General features: G+C 58.4%; 21 protein-coding genes. 1 reads left to right on the top strand and 20 read right to left on the bottom strand.

What is annotated here, in order from left to right:
* Nucleotides 1-6: 6 nt before the first annotated feature.
* The 5 genes from TM1040_RS12660 to TM1040_RS12680 are packed head-to-tail and all read right to left on the bottom strand — an operon-like array spanning nt 7 to nt 7942.
* Nucleotides 7-354, bottom strand: coding sequence for a DUF1353 domain-containing protein (locus tag TM1040_RS12660; protein WP_011538939.1), 348 nt, complete (start codon nt 352-354; stop codon nt 7-9).
* Entirely contained in the window at nt 332-964 is a 633-nt protein-coding gene (locus tag TM1040_RS19780; protein WP_011538985.1) for a DUF4376 domain-containing protein, read from the bottom strand. The genes TM1040_RS12660 and TM1040_RS19780 overlap by 23 nt, the downstream gene beginning before the upstream one ends.
* The gene (locus TM1040_RS12670) at nt 961-2478 is read right to left on the bottom strand and encodes a YncE family protein (RefSeq protein WP_044026777.1); all 1518 of its coding nucleotides are present in this window, start codon (nt 2476-2478) and stop codon (nt 961-963) included. The genes TM1040_RS19780 and TM1040_RS12670 overlap by 4 nt, the downstream gene beginning before the upstream one ends.
* A complete protein-coding gene (locus TM1040_RS12675) occupies nt 2475-3419 on the bottom strand; it encodes a hypothetical protein (RefSeq protein WP_011538987.1) in 945 nt (314 codons plus the stop codon). Before TM1040_RS12675 ends, TM1040_RS12670 begins: the two co-directional genes overlap by 4 nt.
* Nucleotides 3416-7942 (bottom strand): tail tape measure protein, encoded by a 4527-nt coding sequence (locus TM1040_RS12680; protein ID WP_011538988.1) that lies wholly within the window; start codon nt 7940-7942, stop codon nt 3416-3418. Before TM1040_RS12680 ends, TM1040_RS12675 begins: the two co-directional genes overlap by 4 nt.
* A 28-nt stretch (nt 7943-7970) precedes the next feature.
* Between TM1040_RS12680 and TM1040_RS12685 the strand changes: the two genes are divergently transcribed.
* The gene (locus TM1040_RS12685; protein WP_011538989.1) at nt 7971-8309 is read left to right on the top strand and encodes a hypothetical protein; all 339 of its coding nucleotides are present in this window, start codon (nt 7971-7973) and stop codon (nt 8307-8309) included.
* 40 nt (nt 8310-8349) lie between these two features.
* Here TM1040_RS12685 and TM1040_RS12690 read toward each other — a convergent pair whose 3' ends face one another.
* The 15 genes from TM1040_RS12690 to TM1040_RS12760 form a co-directional block, all read right to left on the bottom strand.
* The gene (locus TM1040_RS12690) at nt 8350-9300 is read right to left on the bottom strand and encodes a hypothetical protein (RefSeq protein WP_044026780.1); all 951 of its coding nucleotides are present in this window, start codon (nt 9298-9300) and stop codon (nt 8350-8352) included.
* Between the two features lie 193 nt (nt 9301-9493).
* On the bottom strand, nt 9494-9832 hold the full coding sequence (locus TM1040_RS12695; protein ID WP_011538991.1) for a hypothetical protein: 339 nt from the start codon (nt 9830-9832) through the stop codon (nt 9494-9496).
* 98 nt (nt 9833-9930) lie between these two features.
* Entirely contained in the window at nt 9931-10380 is a 450-nt protein-coding gene (locus TM1040_RS12700) for a hypothetical protein (RefSeq protein ID WP_011538945.1), read from the bottom strand.
* A gap of 98 nt (nt 10381-10478) precedes the next feature.
* On the bottom strand, nt 10479-10928 hold the full coding sequence (locus TM1040_RS12705) for a hypothetical protein (RefSeq protein WP_011538946.1): 450 nt from the start codon (nt 10926-10928) through the stop codon (nt 10479-10481).
* A 60-nt stretch (nt 10929-10988) separates the two neighbouring features.
* Complete coding sequence (locus tag TM1040_RS12710; protein ID WP_011538947.1) at nt 10989-11273, bottom strand: hypothetical protein; 285 nt, start codon at nt 11271-11273, stop codon at nt 10989-10991.
* A 41-nt stretch (nt 11274-11314) separates the two neighbouring features.
* Nucleotides 11315-11668 (bottom strand): DUF3168 domain-containing protein, encoded by a 354-nt coding sequence (locus tag TM1040_RS12715; protein WP_044026782.1) that lies wholly within the window; start codon nt 11666-11668, stop codon nt 11315-11317.
* Nucleotides 11668-12123, bottom strand: coding sequence for an HK97 gp10 family phage protein (locus tag TM1040_RS12720; protein WP_011538993.1), 456 nt, complete (start codon nt 12121-12123; stop codon nt 11668-11670). Before TM1040_RS12720 ends, TM1040_RS12715 begins: the two co-directional genes overlap by 1 nt.
* Nucleotides 12120-12458: a phage head completion protein gene (locus tag TM1040_RS12725; RefSeq protein WP_011538994.1), complete on the bottom strand. Its 339-nt coding sequence runs from the start codon at nt 12456-12458 to the stop codon at nt 12120-12122. The genes TM1040_RS12720 and TM1040_RS12725 overlap by 4 nt, the downstream gene beginning before the upstream one ends.
* Entirely contained in the window at nt 12458-13030 is a 573-nt protein-coding gene (locus TM1040_RS12730; protein WP_011538995.1) for a head-tail connector protein, read from the bottom strand. The genes TM1040_RS12725 and TM1040_RS12730 overlap by 1 nt, the downstream gene beginning before the upstream one ends.
* Nucleotides 13027-13209, bottom strand: coding sequence for a hypothetical protein (locus tag TM1040_RS12735; protein WP_044026783.1), 183 nt, complete (start codon nt 13207-13209; stop codon nt 13027-13029). The genes TM1040_RS12730 and TM1040_RS12735 overlap by 4 nt, the downstream gene beginning before the upstream one ends.
* Nucleotides 13210-13271: 62 nt before the next feature.
* Nucleotides 13272-14483: a phage major capsid protein gene (locus TM1040_RS12740; protein WP_011538996.1), complete on the bottom strand. Its 1212-nt coding sequence runs from the start codon at nt 14481-14483 to the stop codon at nt 13272-13274.
* 24 nt (nt 14484-14507) lie between these two features.
* The gene (locus tag TM1040_RS12745) at nt 14508-15194 is read right to left on the bottom strand and encodes an HK97 family phage prohead protease (protein ID WP_011538997.1); all 687 of its coding nucleotides are present in this window, start codon (nt 15192-15194) and stop codon (nt 14508-14510) included.
* Complete coding sequence (locus tag TM1040_RS12750) at nt 15178-16374, bottom strand: phage portal protein (RefSeq protein ID WP_254658891.1); 1197 nt, start codon at nt 16372-16374, stop codon at nt 15178-15180. Before TM1040_RS12750 ends, TM1040_RS12745 begins: the two co-directional genes overlap by 17 nt.
* A 27-nt stretch (nt 16375-16401) precedes the next feature.
* Nucleotides 16402-18183: a terminase large subunit gene (locus TM1040_RS12755; RefSeq protein ID WP_011538999.1), complete on the bottom strand. Its 1782-nt coding sequence runs from the start codon at nt 18181-18183 to the stop codon at nt 16402-16404.
* Entirely contained in the window at nt 18161-18568 is a 408-nt protein-coding gene (locus TM1040_RS12760; protein WP_011539000.1) for a P27 family phage terminase small subunit, read from the bottom strand. The genes TM1040_RS12755 and TM1040_RS12760 overlap by 23 nt, the downstream gene beginning before the upstream one ends.
* Nucleotides 18569-18707: the final 139 nt, after the last annotated feature.

An 18707-nucleotide genomic window follows, 5' to 3' on the forward strand; every position in this document is an offset into this window, starting at 1 on the left:
GGTTGCTCATCTCCATTTGTGGATAGTGACGGCCAGAACCATTGCCAGCCTGCGGATGCGCGAGACGCCAGCGGCGCGCAGCGCTTCGGAAAAGGGTGCAGCCGCGCTGACCCGCCCCCAACCGAGCCGGTGGAGGGCGTAATCATGCAGCGCAGCAGCTTTCAGATAGCGGGGATCGTGCCGGTCGAAGATCCACCCGGCCCAGCGAGGAATCGAGACGTCAAAGGCAAAGCCCGGAGGCACGTAAATAAAGAGACCGGAGCCCTTGGCTCCAATCTCCCATGCGAGTTCAGTTGTGGTGAAGTATCCGTCCCCGTGGCGGATGTACCAGTTACTGCGGCCAATACCCGTCATTGGCGTAGTCTGCCGGGATGCCGCCTTGCGTGTCCTTCAGCGCCCAACTCGCGGCATAGACCTGTTCGATCCATGCAGAGCCCAAGGACCACATTTCCAGTACCTGCGCGGGCGTCAGAACGTGATCGACGTTCTCGGCGTCCCTGAAAGTGGTCTGGTGCGTGGTATTGCCATCTGCCAACCGAAGCTGTGCCGCGAAAGCGAGACCCTGAAGGTTCCGTGTATCTTCGTCGCGCCCCGAAAGGGCCACAGGGCCGTTACCGGTCACGGTCACTTTCGTGCCAGCGACCAGACGTCGAGCACGTTCTGCGTTTACCCTTGCTCGCATTTTTTGGCGTTCGGCTGCGACCTCTTCGGGTGTCTTTGCCCGCACCGTCCAGCCAAGAACCCATTGCCCTTCTACAAGCTCAGGAGTCTCTGACAGAACTGCCGTTTCGTCCATCGCTTGGGTGGGTCGCTCTGCGATCAAGACCGGGAGCATGCCATACTCTGCCAGCTTGAAGCTGGGAAGGGTGAGCGGCAGGCTCAAGCGAGGGTTGTCGCGACGAAGGTCTTCGAGGGAATAAGGGTATTGAATCAAGACGCCGTCTCGAACCAAAGCGTAAGTCATGAGTAAGTGTCTCCTCGCTTCGTGCCGTAAAAGACGACACCTCCATCATAAGTGGTGAAGTCTATCAGATCCGAGTCGCCACCTGACGCAACTGTAGGGGTGACGCCGCCCGGCCACTGTATCGTCGGGTAGGTCAAAGTGAAATCAACGTCGACATCAGCGGAGTACTGAAACATCGAGTTGTTGGCGTCCCCCGCAACGAACATTTTTGTACCATCTGGTTTGAAAACTGCGTGTTTCATCGCAGTGTCTTGAGCGGACACGGAAAACGAAACCCCAGAGTAGGTCGCCGTAGACAAGTCCCATGCTGTCGACAAGTTGTACTGAATTACAGAACTGGAGTTCTGTAAAAATATCTTCGTTCCGTCGCTTGAGATGGACATGTTCACAGCGAAACTTACAGACGGCGCAGTGAAGTCAAAATTGACGCTGTCGTAGCTAGCCGTAGACAAGTCCCACGCAGTAGAGAGCGTGAACTGAGAAATCCCCTCATTCGGACCGTACCCCTGCACGTACATCTTTGTACCATCGGGGTTAAACGCCAAGCCTTGAGGTTGTGTCACCGGTGACGGCACAAGGTACGAAACACTATCGTAACTTCCCGTGGATAAGTCCCACGCTGTTGACAGAGTGTATTGGTAGACCCTGTCACTGTTGAAATCGAGGACGAACATTTTCGTCCCGTCTGAACTAAACTCTACGCCTTCAACTACTCCCACCTGCGAAGTCACATTGAATGAGGCACTGTCGTAACTGGCGGTGGATAAATCCCAAGCTGTTGACAGACTATATTGGTATATGGAGTCCGGGGTGCTGCCGTCACTGACGAACATCTTTGTGCCGTCTGGCCTGAAGGTTATTGATTTTGGTTCAGTTCCCTGTGCCCCTACCGAAAAAGAAACACCGTCGTACGTCGCTGATGTCAGAGCGAAACCGACGTTCTCGGAACCACCTGTCAGCTTCAGGGTAAAGTTTTTGACGGTACCCGTCACAGGCGGATTAACAAAAGACAACGTCGTGTCGCCAGTGAGGGTCAAGTCGAAGAAATCAGCAGCTGACAAATCCAAAGCGGGAGACGTCCCGGTTAAAGTCAAGGCTTTGCTTGTAACTGCGGCGTTCCCGACCTCAAGCCAATCGGTACCATCAACCGGCGTAGTCCCAGCAGGCGCAGTGGTCTTTTTGACAAATTCGCTACCCGTGTAGGACACACTTTCGCCAACCGCGTATAGCGAACCGGCGTCATAGTCGCCTTGGTAATTCGCTGCACCCGATGCGGTCAGAGCAGACTGCGCGGCTTGCGAGGCGCTTGTAGACGCCGCAGCCGCACTATCAGACGCTGCGGTTGCGCTGCCCGCGATTTCGGTGACCTTTTCCGAGACCCACGAAATGACAGTTGTTACCTCAGCAGCAAATGTGACCAACCAGGCAAAGAACGCATCTCCCCGCGCGGAGAAGGTAGACGGCTGCTGACGAGATGGTGCATCTGGCGGCGGTGTGATCGTCGGATCGCTCATGTGATACTCTCCAGTTCGAGAATGCCCTCAGACTCGCTCCCGATGCGGGGAACGACCTGAAAGGACTGGTAAAATCCGTAGACGGAAAACTCATTGGCCTTGTACGGCCCATCGCTGCTGTAGACCGTCAGTTTGGCGCGGCGGCTTGCCAGACGGCTTTTCAGGTAGGAAGCGCGCGAGGTCGGAAAGACAAATGCGACGGGCATTTCGTCTGCAAAGTCTTTCTCCAACAGCGACACCCGACCAAAATCAGGGTCGCGCTCTTTGCGGGAGAAGTCCTGGATCGATAGCGGGATCTCATCAATCGTGACGCCGATCTCTTCTTTTCGGCCGATCACGATCTGCCCGACCTCTACGTCCTCTCCAGATGCCTCCGCAGTGACAGTCACCTTTGCACCCGCGTAGGGCGGAATATCTGTGATGACCAAGCGGTCACTGAGGATAATCGGGCTGGTGAGGTAGGTGTAGAGATCAACCACACCACTCTCATCCTGCAGCGAGTATGTCTGATTGTAGACCTCGGCCCCACCACTGTCGCGAACAAGGACCGTCACCGACAGGGCGTAGAGCCCGAACAAAGACACACTGTCGATGACTTTGGGCGCGGTTATCACCCATTGCGCGCTATTTGCCTGCACGCTCGGATCGCCGATATACTCATCGAAGACCCGCCAACGGTTGGTAGAGCGGATTTTCACCCATTTGGTGTTCCCCGTGTCGGTGGCAGGATCGACTGCGCCACCATGGCTGGGCCCCGAGGGAGCGACAGCGCGGTAAATGGCATGCTGCCCTACTTCGACAATCACCTCTTCTGGGTTGTCCGGATCAGAGAACGGATAGTCAGTTGATGCATCCCAGACGGGCGCGTCAGTTTCGGGAACGGTCGAGGACACAAATGCGGCGTCGTCAATCGTCTCTGGCTCGATCATTCTAAAACTCATTCGGTTCGCTCCTTCGGAACACCGTCTCTGTCCCATTTGGTCTGCGTCCGCATCGCCTTGCCCGTGTTGTAAGTCGTTGCGCGCGCATGGGATTCCAGCACCGCCAGCCGTTCACCGATTTTCCGCAATTCCTGAACCACTGCGCTGCTATCCCCCTCGGCTTGGCCACCCGAACGGTTGGTGCGCGTGTGATCGATAACTGTCTCACGAGGATGCAGCATTGCGAGGAAGCCGCCCTTTCCATCGATACCGCCAACACGCGGTCCGCTGCCGGTGTAACCACCACCATCGAAGCTGGGAGTGTCTCCAGCGGCCAGCGCCCCATCTCGGAAGGCGTTGATAAGCGCCTCGCCCTGCAGGCCTGTAGACTTCCAGAATTCGACACCCGCTGGATCTGCCGCGCGGCCCAGCATCGAGCCATACAGTGCCTCAACCGGATCAACAGGCTGCGCTGCAGAGCCGATGTTGCCAAAGCCCGGTGTCACCCCCGTCTGGGCCTCGCCCGAGGTCATCAGATCGTACTGGATGCGGCCCGCCTTGACCTGTCCGGATTGCAGAAGGTCGCCGTAAAAGTCCAAGCCAGACACATCGACATTTCGGCCAAAGACATCTTGGTAAAGGCCGTTGATCTGCGCGGCAACGCCGTCAAGCACTCCCGCGCCTTTCTCGCTCAGAATGCCATTGGTGCGGTCAAAGCTGAACTGGTCGAAGGCGTCCCGGCCCAGGCCCATCAGCCCGCCCGTACCCCCGATGCCCGAGACTGCGGAGAGCAGGGCCTGAGCAAGCGCATACATCGAGTCCTCGACACGCAGCATGGCAGCCTCGACGCCAAGCATGGCGGTCTCCAAGCGCTCCATGGCCTCTTCCAGGTTGTCGGTGTTCTGGTCTATCCCGAGCAGTGGCCCATAGAGTTCCTCGATCGCGCGCTTCTGGTTCTCCAGTACCCGGAGTTGCTGCTCTGCCTCTGTGAGCTGTTCCTCTGCGATGCCCTTCTGCTCATCCATGAGGGCGCTTGTTCTGGCGTAATCATAGGCGAAGTCCGCGTATGTGCTGAAGAACTGCTCTGCGGGCGCGTTCAAGCCCTGCACGACCTCTCTCAGCCGCTGTGGGTCATCGATCCCGGCAGAAAGCTCCGTCTTCAGCCGTTCGCGCTGCAGGCGCTGCGCCTCAAGCTCAAGCGGTGTGCGGGCGCCCAGCCCATCCGAGAGGATATCGAAGATGCCTTTGATCGAGTCACGCGCGCTTTGTGCCGATCGGATCTGCAGATCCATGATCCGCATAACGTTGTTGTACTCGACCAGTGCTGTGGCCTGCGCATCAGCGAGTTCATCCTCCGCCCCCAAGACGTCACTGGAGAAGGAGCGCACCAGCGCAGAGATGCCGCTGGCAGCAAGCGAAGCAGAGCCATACAGCTCTTCCGAAAGCTGGCTCAGATTGGCGAACTCACCGGACAGGTTAAGCAAACCTGCATAAAGCACCCTGCCCTCTTCTGTGCTGAGATCCTGCGCCTCGACCAGATCGCGGAAGGCCTCTTTGGTGGCCGGCATGGCGACATTCAAGGCCTCGAATTGATCTGCCAACAAGCCTGTGCGCGATGTCAGCTGCTCTTCTTGGCTATAGAAGTTGGTGAAGTAGCTGTTCACAGATGCATTGAAGGTATCAAGGCCACCGGCTGCATCGATCAGTTGCCGCGCCATATCTGCGCCGTAGACCGAGGTCTCAAACATCGCCCCATTGAGCAGTTCCATGGCCTGATTGGCCGAGGTGATCGAGGACACAAGCGCATCCAGCGTGGCCGCGGCGTCTTCGCCTTCGCGGATCAGCCTGCCACCCATGGCCTCATTGAACGACCCCAATGCCGCGTAGGAGAACTGATCGGCGACGGTATCGAAGATGCGCTGGATCTCAGCATTGCGCGCCGCCTCATCCAGCCCCTTGAGGCTGACCTGGATCTGCGTGGACCAGCTTGAGAAATTATCAGCAGTGAGACCAAGCTGCGCACCGGCAGCGCCAATTGAGGTGGTGATGTCTTCAATGGACTTGCGGATGGGCGCAGCCGTAGCCTCATCTGCCTCCTCAAAGGTGAGGCTGACCTTTTTGGAGAGCCCCCAGAAGCGGGACTTCTGCACCTTGTCGAACTCTTCAACCAAGGTGCCCATATTATCGGCGGTCACGCGAAGGCCGTTATCCAAGTGCTTGGTTTTGGTGGTGAAGAAGCTCACCGCTGCAGCAACAGCGCCCAGAGCGGGTAGCGCCGCGCCTACTGCGCCCCAGCCGCCCACCGAACCGGTCACCAGACCACCCAGGTTCGCAAAACTGGACCCAAGGCCACCACCTGACAGCACGCCGCCAAGGCCCGAGGAAATTCCACTCACAGCACCGCTGAACGCACCACCACTGCCCAGTCCAAGGACGTTGCCAAGCAGGCCACTACCGCCCCCGGCTGCGGCCTGGGCGACCCCACCGGCCACGGCTCCGCCACCGCTGAACGCGGCCATGAACGGAACGACGATCTCGTTTTTCAGTGCCACCGAGATCATCTGCTTGAGCCAGTTCTCGAAGGTATCCAAGATGCCGTCGAGACCGTCGGTGAAGCCGTTGAAAAGGCCATCCACGAGGCCGTCTGTCAGATCACCGACAAGCGGCAATGAGTCGGCCAGTTCGACATTCAGATCGCGCATCGCACGCGCCATTTCATCCTCGGACAAAATACCTTGGAACTTAGCCAGTTTTTCCAGCTCTTGCCGATAAGCCTCCATTGGGTCGAGAGATGCTTTGAGAGCCTTAAGCTCGTTTTCAAGCGCCTTGGTGGACTTGCCGCTGGCAGAGGACACCTTGTTCAGTGCACGCTCTCTCTCGCGAGCGGCTTCGCGCTCTTTATCCAGCATGATATCCGCAGCCTGTCCCGAGCGGAAAACCCATCTCTCTGCCTCAATCGCCATCAGCTCAAAAACATTCGCACCTTGCGAGCGGGCGTTCCAATCGGTCTCTCGATTGAATAGCTCGGCCTCTTGGCGCGCTGCCTTGATCGACTTACCGGCTTGCAGCGCTTCGATTTCCACGAATTTCGCCGCGTTAGAGAGCATGCCGCCGCCGATTGCAGACAGTGACGACATGATCGCTTGGATCTCAGAGTTGACACCCATCATGGCGTCGGCCCAGCGTATCGTCTGAGAGGTGGCCTCCTCGGTGTCGGACACAGCCCTGCTAGATGCCGTAATGATGGCCTCCAGCTGAACTACTGCATCTGTCAAAGCTGAAGGCAGCTTTTGTCCCTCAGGGTAGAACTCTCGAATGATATCTAGGGCTTCTTTGGACTCTCTTTGGATGTCCTCAAGCGCTTGTGCTCCACGAAGCTCGTCAAAGCCTGCCTTGATAGCGCGAATTTCTTCGGGCATGAGCCCGACGGCTTGAGCGGCTACATAAGCATCCTCTTCAAGTGCCTCGAAGTTCTCCTTGAATGTTTGGATCTGTTCAGAGGTGGCTCCGATCGACTTGTTTCGCTCCAACGCGGCAAGTGCATCTTCCATGGCAGAAATGGCAGATGCAGCATCACTCAGGTTCGCAAAAAGATCAAAGTTCTCAGTTTGCAAACCATCCAGTGCGCGCTTTATCGAGACCCCAGAGAGATACTCGTAGGTCTCTTTGACGTCCTCAGCAAAGATGCCAAACTCTTCTATTAGCTCCAGAGTTCCACGACGCGCGGCGTCAGCATACAGCGTGTAATCGTCGAGCGCCCCAACAAGCTCGCCCATCGCTTCAGAATTCAGGCGAGACTGTTCCTCCATTTCCCTTGAAGCATCACCTACCTCGAGTAGCCCAACAGCCATTGGCCCCAGCACGCTGATCAGGGTACCGGCTGCAATACCGGCAATACCGAACATGGCGCCAATATCGGCAGCCTGAATTGCTGCGGCTCCGAGATAGTCACCAGTAACAGATCCTTGTTGGCCCACCTGGCTCAGCTGAAGGCCAATCTGCCTCAGATCATGGCTTCGTTCCTTGGAAAACAGCCCAAGAAAGCCTCTCGTTGGCGTGGAAGCCTTATCGGCCGCTGACGACGTGCCCAAATATCGCTGCTCTGCCAGCTGCAGCACGCGGTTTGCTTCTTGCTGCGTGACAAGGCCGGAACGCACAGCGTTTTCAGCCTGCTCTACCGCAGCCTCATATCGCTTGGATGAGGCGTAGACAGGATCGAGCGTTGAGCGCAGCCGATCAAAGGATTTGGCTTGCCGATCTAATTGCCCTGCCCACAGCTTTGCAGAAGCCGAAGCCGAGTTGGACGCCCGCTCCACACCTGTCAGCGCATCGATTTGCTTCTGTGCCGCAGAAGCTGCTTTCTTGAAACCATCATCCCAAGACCGCGCCATCCCTTCGGCGTGACGCAATGCATCTCGGCTGGTCTCTTCGAAACCAGTACGCAGATAACCAAGTGCCTTGCGCGCCCGAGCACTACCGGCCTCAAAAGAGGCGGTTTCCAACGATGCTTCGGCGCGCAGGGCGCCAACTGGGATTGCAGACATATGCTTGCTCCAGTGAGGGGAAACGTGAATGATCCCCATGAATTGGATTCAGGAGGACTTTGAGGTGATGAGGTTTTTGGTTGTAGCTGCGGGACTAATCGCATTTCAGGCGCCTGCCGCAGGGGCGCGAGGCTTCGATGTTCCGCATAGGGATTGTATCAATCTCTTGGATGAGATTTACGACCTGCCCGCAGCTCTGGATAAGGTTTACGAGGCTCACTCAAGGCTACTGACGAAAGAGCAGAACCCCTCTCCAGAACTTGAAAAGATTGCAACGCACCTGAAAGAGATGCGCCGAACTCATATAAAAGAATGGAAGGGCATTCCCGAAGAGCTTCGGGCCTACTGCGAAGGATTGAAGTTCTAGCCCGCCCCTTGCGGGGCGAGCAGCCTGCAAAAAGCGTTTACTACAAATCTTCTTTACGTGCGGCGACAACCTCTCGGAAAACCATCAATGGTGTCATGCCATGCGCCGCTTTTGGTCTGCCGAGAAGAGTTCTGAATGCCGGCGCCAGATTTTCAAAAAGCTTCATGACCATTTCTTCGCCGTCGGGCGAAACATCTCGAGCGCTTTGAGAGCCTAAAGTTGGCTCCGCGTCGAGAATTCCCAACATTGCCCAATCGCCAGGAACATCTGTACCATGTTTAAGCGCGATTTCCGACGGTGGCGTAGCGAGCCCTGAGGTGTCCATAGTGCACCAAACCCTGTTACCGTTTGCGTCTAAAACTTCAGCTTGGGCAGTATGTGGCAGCGTGGGTGCCATGTCCTTGAAGAGATCAAGGCTGAATTGTGCTTCTGCAAGGGCCTCTTTGGCGATTCGGACACTTGCTCTCATCTCCGGTGTTTCTTTTACACCTTTAGGCAATTTTGGAATTGTAGGAAGGCTCTCTTGGATCTTTCCCTGCACGGACTTCATCGACCAAAGCCCCGCCACCATCTGAAGATCGAAGATCGATAACTTGCCTTTCACCAGAACGAGTTGCCCCAAGCAGGCGTCAGACAATCCTCGTTGAATTAGGCCTTTTTCATCTAGCGTGTCGAGGAGGGCCCGAGCATTTGACCACATTGGGTCATAAACGCGCTGAATCTCTTCTGCGTGAGACCGGCGGGTGATCTCCTTGGTGTCGTTCTTGGCAGACAGGACCCCAGGAAGGCCGCCGGTCACAGCTAGAGCGGCGTCGCTGTCTCTTCCCTCTTCAGCTGATTTTCCGGTGGAGACTGACTGTAAGTGCCCGGCTGGATCGAATTGGGCCAATAGCGATGCGATGCGACGTCCATCGTGATACAAAAAGTCAAAGACGGAATCGGTGATCTGACTTCCGCGCGCCTCGCTTGATGTCTCTTTTTGCTTCGTCATGTTTTCGATCAACCTCCTTGCTTTCCTCAAGGAGCTCTTCGCGGCGGTTCAAAATCCTGTTTTTCAACATCTTAAATCTACCCAAAATGCAGGCCTTTGTTTCTGGCTTTTCCTTAGCTTTTTGCATGGCCCGGCCTCGTAAAATCGGCTCCTGGAAAGCAGAACTTTAGGGACGTGACACTCACATGTCGAGTCACGACCCCGCCATTGCAGACAGAGCCGCGCCCACTTTGTCCGAAAGCTTCTTGCGCTCCATCGCAACGCCAGGATCGTTATCCGGCCTGTCGTCATAGGCTGGAGAAACCTGCATAGGCCTCTGGCCTCGCGCCATACCGGCGACATATGACACGCTCATCGCGCGGACCTGCTTGGCCTCCCACGGCTCAAGATTAAGGCCCGACTCTTTCGAGAAGGCCCGGATCTCGGACCAAGCGACCGGCTCAGCACCACCCATCTGATCGAAGGAGCACCAGCCAAGGCCCTCCTGCGCCATCATGTCCAGAAGGTATTCGACCCCGGATATATCAGGCAATGCGAAGTCGATGCCCTCTCTCTGCCAGAGCTTGAAGCGGCTGGTTTTCCATTCTTCAGGCCTTGCTGCAAGGAAACCGGCCTGGGCTGCATAGAGCGTCAGCCGGCGGAGGCGTTTCCCAAGTAGCCGCCGCGCTTAGCGGAGAACTCAGCAGCCTGTTCAGCAAATGACTTTTCGCCTTCCTGACCATTAAAGCGATTCAGGCCAAAGAACCATTTCGCGTCACGCTTCGTAGCGGGTTTGTCACCGTTGAAAACATTGTTGAAACCGACCACACGGGGAAGCAATCCTTCGACCAACTTATCGTGGATCTGGTCATACGATACACCTTCGTCATCCGTATCACCTTCGGCGTCCTGCGAATTGGCGCGCGCCTTCTGAAGCTCGCGCATCGCTGCACGAACAGACGGAGCTTCAGAACCCAGAAGGATTACCTCACAAGGCTTGCCATCCTCAGTGAACAGTGGCGCCAAGGTGGCCGGGTCTTTCAGTTGCATAGCTGCGCCTTTTTCTGCGGCAGAAACGCTGTCGAACTTGTTGAAATCCATATCATCATCCTTTGGTTCAGTGGTTCAAACAGGCCGGGGGAACGAACCACCTTCCGCCCGGCCCTACCGTTCCTGAGAACGGATCAGCGCGCGGCAGGTTAGGCTGCGGCCTTCTTCAGGATCTCGTCGGGCATGATCTCAATCGAGGTAGTCGCCGTCACAACGTCATCGACACCGCCGATGCTCGGCTTGAACGACATGACCAGACCCACAAGGTAGTAGATCGTGCCATCTTGGAGTGTCACGGCGATGTAGACAGGATCATCGCTTTCGAGAGCGGTTTCCATTGCAGCTTGGCCCGCGTCGTCGGGGTCAAGCGCGAGGCTGGGGCTCAGGGTGCCGTTATTGAAGCTACCCTTGCCTTTCTTCGTGCCGCGGGTGGCCAGCGGGTTGTGAGTCACAAGTTGCCACTCCTTGCCGAACTCACCCACGTTCGTGATTTCACCAACGGAAGTGAAGGTGAGAGCGTCAAAGCCGGTGATGTCGTGAGTTGCGGGTGCAGCGGCCGAAATGCCGAGTGTCACCCCAGAGGCGGTCTGGTGCGCCATATCAGTTTCCTTTCAGGATAGAGAGAAAGCGCCTAGGGGCGCGGATTTATAGGCCGAGGCCTATTCTTTCGGAACGACAGCCAATGGGGCGGAGAACTCAGCCATCACCTCGCCGTCGGACTCGACCGCTTCGGAGACTTTCCCCCGGTAGGTCACGCCGTTCTTCAGAGTGAACTCGAGAACATCACCCGGTTTGGGCAGCGGGCCTTTGAAAAGAGCGAAGGGATGCGTGGGCTTATTTTGCTCCATGGGCATGCGCTTCAGTTCGACACCTGTGACAACCATCGGTGCAGCGTCTTTGGATGCAGGTTTTGAGGCCGCCGAAGCGGTTTTCTTTGCGGTCATTGAATGATCCTTTCGAGGGTGATTGAGGCTGTTTCAGCCAGTCAGTCGCGATAAGTGATCGCGAATGTCAGAGAGACCCGGTGTGCAGCCGAGGCATCGCCGCTGTTGCTGTCTCGGATCGCAGTGAGAAGCGCACTGACGATCGGGCCGCCGCGGTATCCTTCCAGTAAAGCCCGGACTTCACGAGACGCGCCGATAGCTTGATTATAGGTCGCGCCCCAGCAGTCGATCTGAGTGGAGCCTTGCATCAGCCCCTTGCTGTTCAGGGTGTGGTAGCGCTTCCCCGACATACGGGTCATGGTCACGCGTGGCATGGTCTCCCCATCGCTGAAGAAGCCCCACTTCACCGGGCAACTCAGGGCGTCGGAGAGAGTTGAATACAGGTGCTCTTCCATTAGAAGCCTCGCTTTGCGCGGCGCGCCAGGGTCGCCTCGATCTCTTCTCGCAAGGACGCGGCCAGTCCCTCTAGGATCTGCCCACGGAATGCATCCCAGGAAGGTGTCAACATCGGTCGAGGCGAGACCGCACCAACGTACTTTCCGCTTTCGTGAAAGCGAGGCTCTGTGCCAAATTCCAGTAGATGCGAGTGAGGTGCGGAAGGAGTTGCGCCAACATACATAGTCACCGCAGTGGTGCTGCTTTTGGCTTTTTGCAGGTTTCTCTTGAGCTTGGAGGAAACAGCGAATGCACTGTCGTCGGCGCCAGGCCATAGCCCGTTCGCCATATCTGCGACCGGCTGCAGCTCCTTCGACAGCGCGCGGCGCACAACCGCCTTGGAGGTGGCCTTGGGCAGCGCCGCCAGTGCATTGTCGATCTCTCGAAGCCCCTCGACCTTGAATGACGCCTTCATGTGCCACTCTCGCAGATGAAATCTAGATACTGGCGCGGCTTTTCCCGGTTCGGCTCCACCGCGCGGATGTTGTAAACAGTGCCCTTACCGATATCCCGCAACTGCCACCGAGTGGTGCCATCGGTGCCGATAACCGCCGTGGATACCGACTTACGCACGGTGGCGACGATGGCCTGCGTGCCAGACAGCCGCCCAGCCTGAACCTTCTCCCCACCGCGCAGGTAGGTGAATTCGGCGCGGGTGCTGAAGCGCTCAATCGGCTCTTTGTCTTTCCCACCGAAGCTGTCACCGCCGCCGACAAGCTCGTCAAAGGCCACGCGCTCGATCAGCCTCATCAGATCGCCACCCAGCGATAGGGCCGGATTAGCGCCTCGACACCCATCGGCAGCGCCTCGCTCGGCTCCGTGGTGCGGGTCTCGTACCATGTGGCTGCCAGCGCCTTGACTGCCAGTTTCAGGTTCGCCGGCACATCGGCCGCCGCACCAAACCCGCAGGTGAATTGCACGGTGATCGGCGCCGGGTTGCCGCTCTCCAGCGTCGGTAGGCCGAAATCATCGGACAGGTGAACCAGCGTGCCGGTCGCGACCGGAAGCCGGTCGACATGCTCCGCCGCAACCGTCTGCTCGGCCCCTTCCGCATCCGCGTAACTGATCGCCACGGCGGAAACATCCGGCACCGGCAGGCACATTTCGCGCGCCCAGGACGCACGCTGCACCTGCCACGTCTGCGTGACCATGGCCCGCCCCAGAACGCCGCGGAAGCCGTCAAGATACGCAACAGCCGCGTCCCGCAGGCCGGTCAGAAGGGCATCATCGTCGGCGAAATCGACGGTTGCCTGTGCCTTCACCTCGTCCAGCGTGACGGGGCTTTCGGCCGGGGGCGCGGTGAGAATGGGGCGGAACTTCACTTGCCGCGCGCCTTGTTCTTCGGCACAGCGCGGGCCTTGTTCAGGACTTCCGGCGCCTTCTTACGCAGGACGCCGTTGACAACGAGGTGAGCCACGTCAGAAGGCTTCGCCTCGCGAGTGTCACCCTCCTCATAGAACTTATCGCCTTGGTGGCGGCGCATGACTTCATACTTTTCCATGACGGTCTCCTTTCGGCTCATAGAGAGGGCGAGCTTCCCCGCCCTCCTTGATCAGCCGACGCTTAGGCCACGTAGCCCAGATCGCCGTAGATAAACGCTTCGGGGCGGAATATCGCCAGCGCCAGACGCTCCTCGGCCAGGATGGTGACGAGGTTCTTGGTGAAGTCGTCATTCTCGTAGCCGGTTTCGACCGTCGCATCCCAGCGGTCGAAGATCTGAGCACCCATGTTGAACGCACCGGTCAGGAACTTGTCCACGGTGATCGCCTGTGTAGCCACAACCGGCAGGCCCCAGAGGGTCGGCGCGATGGTGCCTTGCGGCTTGCCGATGATGTAGTTGGCGTTGCCGTCCTTGGTCAGCTCGATCCGTGCCCAGTCGGTCGGGTGCATCACGTGTCCCGTTGCCGGGTATTCAGCCAGAGCCGCTTGCAGCATGGCGAGGCGCATCTTGTCGATTGCGGTCTCGGATGCCGGCGCAAACGCCGCCGAATAGGCTGTGGCGTTGGTGATCAGGCCGGACAGGTTCTGGCCGGTGCCGTCACCGTTCAAAAGCTGGTTTTCTTCCGCCAGCGCCAGGCCGAACAGCAGGCGCTGGTCGATCATCGAGCGCAGGGCGGAAACATCATCCAGCGCCTGGCGCGATGCCTTCATCCAGTGCGCGATCACCTTGGCAGTGGTGGTTTTCACGTCCAGCTTGATATCTGAGGACGGCTTTGCAGCGCCTTCGGCCACCGGAGCCGCGTTGTTGTTGAAACCGGTCTCCTGCACGTACTCGATGGTGTTGCCATCCATGCGGCCCTGCGCCAGCAGATCGCGGATGGTCAGGCGGCGCTGCGGCAAGCCCTGGATGCCCGGCAGGCGGGTCGGGGCTACACCATCGCCAACGGCGCCATCTGTGTCAGTGGTCGCCAGGGTCAGGGTCGCCTTGGTTTCCAGCTTCGCCTTGCTGTGACGGTCAAAGCCGCCGTCCTTGAACGACTTGAAGCCCTCGCTCTCAACGAAGCGCTGTCCCAGCGACTTTTCGCCGTCGCTACCTTCGCCGCCCGCGCCGCGCGCCAGCTTTTGCTCCAGCGCGTCCAGAGACGCTTTGAAGCCGTTCATTTCGGTCAGGGCCTCGTCGGCCTTTTCCTTCAGGTCGTTCGCCAACTTTTCGCCGCTCTGAGCTTTGCCCAGGGCTTCCTCGGCAATGGCCTTGACGGCATCAACGCTCTTGGCGTGGTCGGCTTTGATTTCGGCAGCGAGTTCCGCCACCGACCTGGTGTTTTCTTCAGCCATGATAGGCTCCTATGTCAGGTGGGTTTATGCCCGCAGTGCTTCAAGCAATGCACGGGCTTCAGTTGCCGCTGCCGGTTCCCCCGGCCCTTTCAGGTGGATGCGTGCGGCACGCTCCGCCTGTGAGTTCGAAAGCCCCAAGCTCCCCTTGAGCAGCGTTTCAAACTCTCGCTCAGTGAGCCGATCCCCGGCTTTGAGCTTTTCCGTGATTTCGTGAGCGGCCTTGGCCGCCTTCACGCTGGTGATCGTCGCGCTCTCGTTGGCTCCGATAGAGACAATCGAGACCTCGAACAGATCCAGCTTTTCGAGATACCAGACGCCATTGTCATCATCGACCCGGAAGCCGCCCGGGGTGATCCGGTAGCCGATGGACAGGCCGTCGATATCGCCCGCCTTGAGCAGAGCAGCCGCCTCGCGGCCACGCTGGACGCCCATATTCAAGCGCCCGCGGATCAGCAGGCCGGTTTCATCTTCCTCGGCCTCCAGCAACTTACCGATGGGCTGCGAGGGGTCATGCTGCCATAACAGCTTGGGCATGGTGCCTTTGGCCTTGTGCTCTGCCAGGCTGTCAGCGAAAGCCCCCGCCACCACCACATCGCCATAGCTGTCAGGCTCGCCGCCGAAAGTGCTGCCGTAGCCCTCGAATTCGCCGGTTTCCTCGTCCAGTGCCTTGATCGAAAGGATCGGAGCCGCCGCCTTATGCATCATCGTCATTTCCAGCCTCCAATTGCTTGCCTACCTCGGTGATCGGCACGTTCTGCATCTGCATTCGCGGCACCTCGCCGCCCGCCACCGGGGGCTTGTTCTCCAGCGCGCGCACCTCATTGATGGTCAGCCAGCCGTTCTGCAGGCCAGACTGGTAGAAATCGGCGCGCGACTTGCTGTCTCCGCGAAGCAGCCCTTCCAGGTTGAATTCGATCATCAGCCCGCGCGCCCGTTCAGCAGGGGTCAGGAGCTGTTTCATCAGCGCCTGCTCAATCCGCTTGATGCGGCGGCGAAGGGTGAACTTCTGAAACGCAAGGGTTTGCTGCTCCAAGCCAGTTCCCCAACTCGTGCTTTTCTCTGTGTGCCCAACCATATGCGGCGGCACGCCGAAAAACCGGCAGATTTCCTCCACCGAGAAGCGTCGGCTTTCCAGCATTTGCGCATCATCGGGGTTGATCGTGAATGGCACCCAATTGGTGCCACCCTCCAGAACAATTGGGCGCCCGGAGTTCTGCGCCCCCACCATGTCGTCAACCAAAGTGGATTTGGCCCGGGCCCGCTGCTCATCAGTCAGCCAATTGTCAAATTTCAACGCGCCAGAGGGGCGCATCCCGTTCTTGAACGTCTCACCCGCTGCTCGGTCAACCGCACGTGCCAAGCCGAAAGCATTGCGAGCGAATTGTAGGGTAGACATGCCGCCAAGCGGCGAACCTCCAAAACCGCGAACGTGCAGCACAGCGCCGTCAAGCTCCCGATGGGTTTTGCCATCTTCCGACCAACGATATTCGATTTCACCGGTCGGCAGACGGCGAACCCTCATCAGATCTGGCGCGACAGGCACTAGGCCGACGATCTTGCCATTTTCCCGCAAGATATGCGCGTAGGCGTTGCCCCACAGCTCCAGAGACGCCGCCATAAATTCCCAGAAGTCCAGCGCTGTCTGATCATAGTTCGGGCTGTCATGCAGCAGTCGGTAAACGACGTGCGAGCGGTCAACGGTGCGCGTTTGGCCGTTCCGGCGATACACCATCAACGGAAGCGAGCCGATTGTTCCCGCAATCAAGTTGGTGCAGGCCCAAACCGTCGAAATTCCGAGCGCGCTATGCCCGGTGACGATCTCCCCCGCATCACTGGCACGATGAAGTCCCATCTGGTGAGCATCAGTCAGCCCAAAGCGGCGAATGATCATGGATTTCAAGCGATCTCGCAGACCCATTTAGCCGCCCCCAAGTGAAGCAAAATAGTCGTCCAATCCGGACTTCGTTTTCATCGCCGCGGTGGCTGACCCTACGGCCATCGCTAGGGTGACAACCCCATCGATCCGGCCCCGCGAACGTGATTTGTCGAACATCCGGTTGCCGAAACCATCCTCGCGGATGATCGCGTTGCGCGCGCAGATGCTGGTGAGCTTGTTGCGATCGATCTTGACCGTGCCTTTCAGCATGTGGTCCTCAAGCTGTGTGATCGAAGTCGGCATACAGAGGAACTTTCCGTCGAAGCTGACGTTCGTGCCTTGCTTATGCCTGACAATTTTCAGGCCGCTGCCCGGCTTGTCGTCGCCTTCTTCGATCCAATACGCGAAACCCGCCTTATCGAAGGCCTCGCAGAGCTTTTCCATGTGGGCGCTGTCGATAGCCATCTGCACCACTGAGTGGCGTCCACAAAAGTCGATAATCTTCGCCGCAATGAACGTGTAGTCGATTACGCGCCCCGGCGTGACTTCTATCAGGTCCGCCGCTTCCAACTCGCGATAAGGGATCGCATCTGCCGTTGATCGCTCTTCGATCTCAAATTCACGAGTCCAATACCATGATTTGACATCGATCCTTTCGCCCTCCCACGCCACCGCGAGCGCGGTGAGGTCGTTCTTCTCGGAGAGGTCGAGCGCCAAATGCGCCCGGCGGCCGATCATCTTCGCATCATCGACCTTGCCCTGCACTTCCTTCCATGCCTGCTCAGAGGTCCAGAACCCTGCAGAGCCTACCGGGATTCCGAAATACAGGCGCTTTGTGGTCAGCTGCGTGCTGATCTGCTGTTTCGCCGTCACTACCAGCTTGCGCACGTTGTCCACCGGATAGGTGATGCCCAGGGCGGGCAACGCCTTAACCCAGCAGCTTTCGTCTTCCAGCGGGTCGTCGCCCTCGTCCACCCGCGCGATATATGCAAACACGCTGTCGTCAGTGAAGTCGCCGGTCACCACCTTCTGGCAAAACTCGCTGTAGTCCGTCCCCACCTGCTGGTCTGCGCTTGGGGTGTTCGTTCCAAGCATCAGTATGCTGTCACCGTGTTTCTTGGTGACTGCGGCCCGCCACATCTCAATCGCCTTGCCGCTTTTCATCTCGTGGATCTCATCGCCAGCCACAAGGATCGGCTTTGGCCCCGAAACGCTGTCATTGTTCGCGATGGGCCGCATGAATGATCCGCTGTCGGGATGCTCGACGCTGTAGGCAAGGTCGCCGGTGCCGCGGATCACAAACGCCGCGTCTTCCAGCGTCATGCCGCCTTTGCCTGGGATCGGCGCCCGAAGCATCGCCACCGCATCGCGGAACATAACCCGCGCCGTGTCCTTCGTTTCCCCGATGCAGTAGACCTCGGCCCGCTTCCGGCCATAGAACCCGCTGAGATAGATACCTACAGCCGCCATGAGCGGCGATTTCGCTTGCCCCTTGCCGGTTTCCAGCCACACGAACCGGAACCGGATGAAACCTTCCGCTGTTCGCCAGCCGAAAATCGACCCTACCACGAACAAGTGCCAGGGCAGCAGCTTGAATGGCTCGCCCTCCTTGGCCCCTTCGGTGATCGACAACATGGCCGGAAAGAACCGAATGGCCCGCTCGGCCTGCTCAATATCCCACTGCAACCCGCGCGCCGGGCCATGCTTCAGATCATCTAGGTGCCGCTGGCATTGCGCCCGCACGAATGCGCCCGCTACGATCTTTCCCGAAACCACATCCCGCGCGTATCGCGTGGTCTGGTCAATGCGCTCCGAGGAACTCATCTGCTGCCGTCTTTTCCGGTGTCTTCTTCGGCGCCTCTGCTTTTGCGCCTACGCTCTCAGGCGTCAGCGTGAGCGCCTTTTCCAGCTTGCCGATCTGCTCGGCCATGTTCTTCACTTGCGACCAGAGCATGTTCACGTACTGCCCGCCGTCGCCACTCTCCCGCACCGGCCCCTGCGCCACAGCCAGCGGCTGATAATGCAGATATTCGGCAGTCATGCGCACCAGCCGGTCCAGTGTCCGCGCACGCGCCCGGTTCCAAAGCCCACGAGCCTCAAGGTCGGCCTTGTATTCCTCCCAGAGCACTTTGGCCTGCTCAGCCATCGGCCCGCCCTCGTCGTGACCGGCGAAAACATCGTCATATCGGGGGCGCTGGATGCGGGTCATGGGACACCCCTACTTTCGGGAGCAGATATTGCGCACGGAGGACCGGCGATAGGTTTCCAGTGTGGAGGCCTGAACTTTGGACCTCCCCCCCCCTACCCTCAGAACGGCGCGGGAGCGGCCAAAACCAGCCCGCCACAAG

This window comes from Ruegeria sp. TM1040, assembly GCF_000014065.1.
Taxonomy (GTDB): domain Bacteria; phylum Pseudomonadota; class Alphaproteobacteria; order Rhodobacterales; family Rhodobacteraceae; genus Epibacterium.

What these genes read in the sequence shown, in the direction of transcription:
- TM1040_RS12660 (WP_011538939.1), bottom strand. Translation starts at nt 354, where the DNA reads ATGACGGGTATTGGCCGCAGTAACTGGTACATCCGCCACGGGGACGGA.
- TM1040_RS19780 (WP_011538985.1), bottom strand. Translation starts at nt 964, where the DNA reads ATGACTTACGCTTTGGTTCGAGACGGCGTCTTGATTCAATACCCTTAT.
- TM1040_RS12670 (WP_044026777.1), bottom strand. Translation starts at nt 2,478, where the DNA reads ATGAGCGATCCGACGATCACACCGCCGCCAGATGCACCATCTCGTCAG.
- TM1040_RS12675 (WP_011538987.1), bottom strand. Translation starts at nt 3,419, where the DNA reads ATGAGTTTTAGAATGATCGAGCCAGAGACGATTGACGACGCCGCATTT.
- TM1040_RS12680 (WP_011538988.1), bottom strand. Translation starts at nt 7,942, where the DNA reads ATGTCTGCAATCCCAGTTGGCGCCCTGCGCGCCGAAGCATCGTTGGAA.
- TM1040_RS12685 (WP_011538989.1), top strand. Translation starts at nt 7,971, where the DNA reads ATGATCCCCATGAATTGGATTCAGGAGGACTTTGAGGTGATGAGGTTT.
- TM1040_RS12690 (WP_044026780.1), bottom strand. Translation starts at nt 9,300, where the DNA reads ATGACGAAGCAAAAAGAGACATCAAGCGAGGCGCGCGGAAGTCAGATC.
- TM1040_RS12700 (WP_011538945.1), bottom strand. Translation starts at nt 10,380, where the DNA reads ATGGATTTCAACAAGTTCGACAGCGTTTCTGCCGCAGAAAAAGGCGCA.
- TM1040_RS12705 (WP_011538946.1), bottom strand. Translation starts at nt 10,928, where the DNA reads ATGGCGCACCAGACCGCCTCTGGGGTGACACTCGGCATTTCGGCCGCT.
- TM1040_RS12710 (WP_011538947.1), bottom strand. Translation starts at nt 11,273, where the DNA reads ATGACCGCAAAGAAAACCGCTTCGGCGGCCTCAAAACCTGCATCCAAA.
- TM1040_RS12715 (WP_044026782.1), bottom strand. Translation starts at nt 11,668, where the DNA reads ATGGAAGAGCACCTGTATTCAACTCTCTCCGACGCCCTGAGTTGCCCG.
- TM1040_RS12720 (WP_011538993.1), bottom strand. Translation starts at nt 12,123, where the DNA reads ATGAAGGCGTCATTCAAGGTCGAGGGGCTTCGAGAGATCGACAATGCA.
- TM1040_RS12725 (WP_011538994.1), bottom strand. Translation starts at nt 12,458, where the DNA reads ATGAGGCTGATCGAGCGCGTGGCCTTTGACGAGCTTGTCGGCGGCGGT.
- TM1040_RS12735 (WP_044026783.1), bottom strand. Translation starts at nt 13,209, where the DNA reads ATGGAAAAGTATGAAGTCATGCGCCGCCACCAAGGCGATAAGTTCTAT.
- TM1040_RS12740 (WP_011538996.1), bottom strand. Translation starts at nt 14,483, where the DNA reads ATGGCTGAAGAAAACACCAGGTCGGTGGCGGAACTCGCTGCCGAAATC.
- TM1040_RS12745 (WP_011538997.1), bottom strand. Translation starts at nt 15,194, where the DNA reads ATGACGATGATGCATAAGGCGGCGGCTCCGATCCTTTCGATCAAGGCA.
- TM1040_RS12750 (WP_254658891.1), bottom strand. Translation starts at nt 16,374, where the DNA reads ATGATCATTCGCCGCTTTGGGCTGACTGATGCTCACCAGATGGGACTT.
- TM1040_RS12755 (WP_011538999.1), bottom strand. Translation starts at nt 18,183, where the DNA reads ATGAGTTCCTCGGAGCGCATTGACCAGACCACGCGATACGCGCGGGAT.
- TM1040_RS12760 (WP_011539000.1), bottom strand. Translation starts at nt 18,568, where the DNA reads ATGACCCGCATCCAGCGCCCCCGATATGACGATGTTTTCGCCGGTCAC.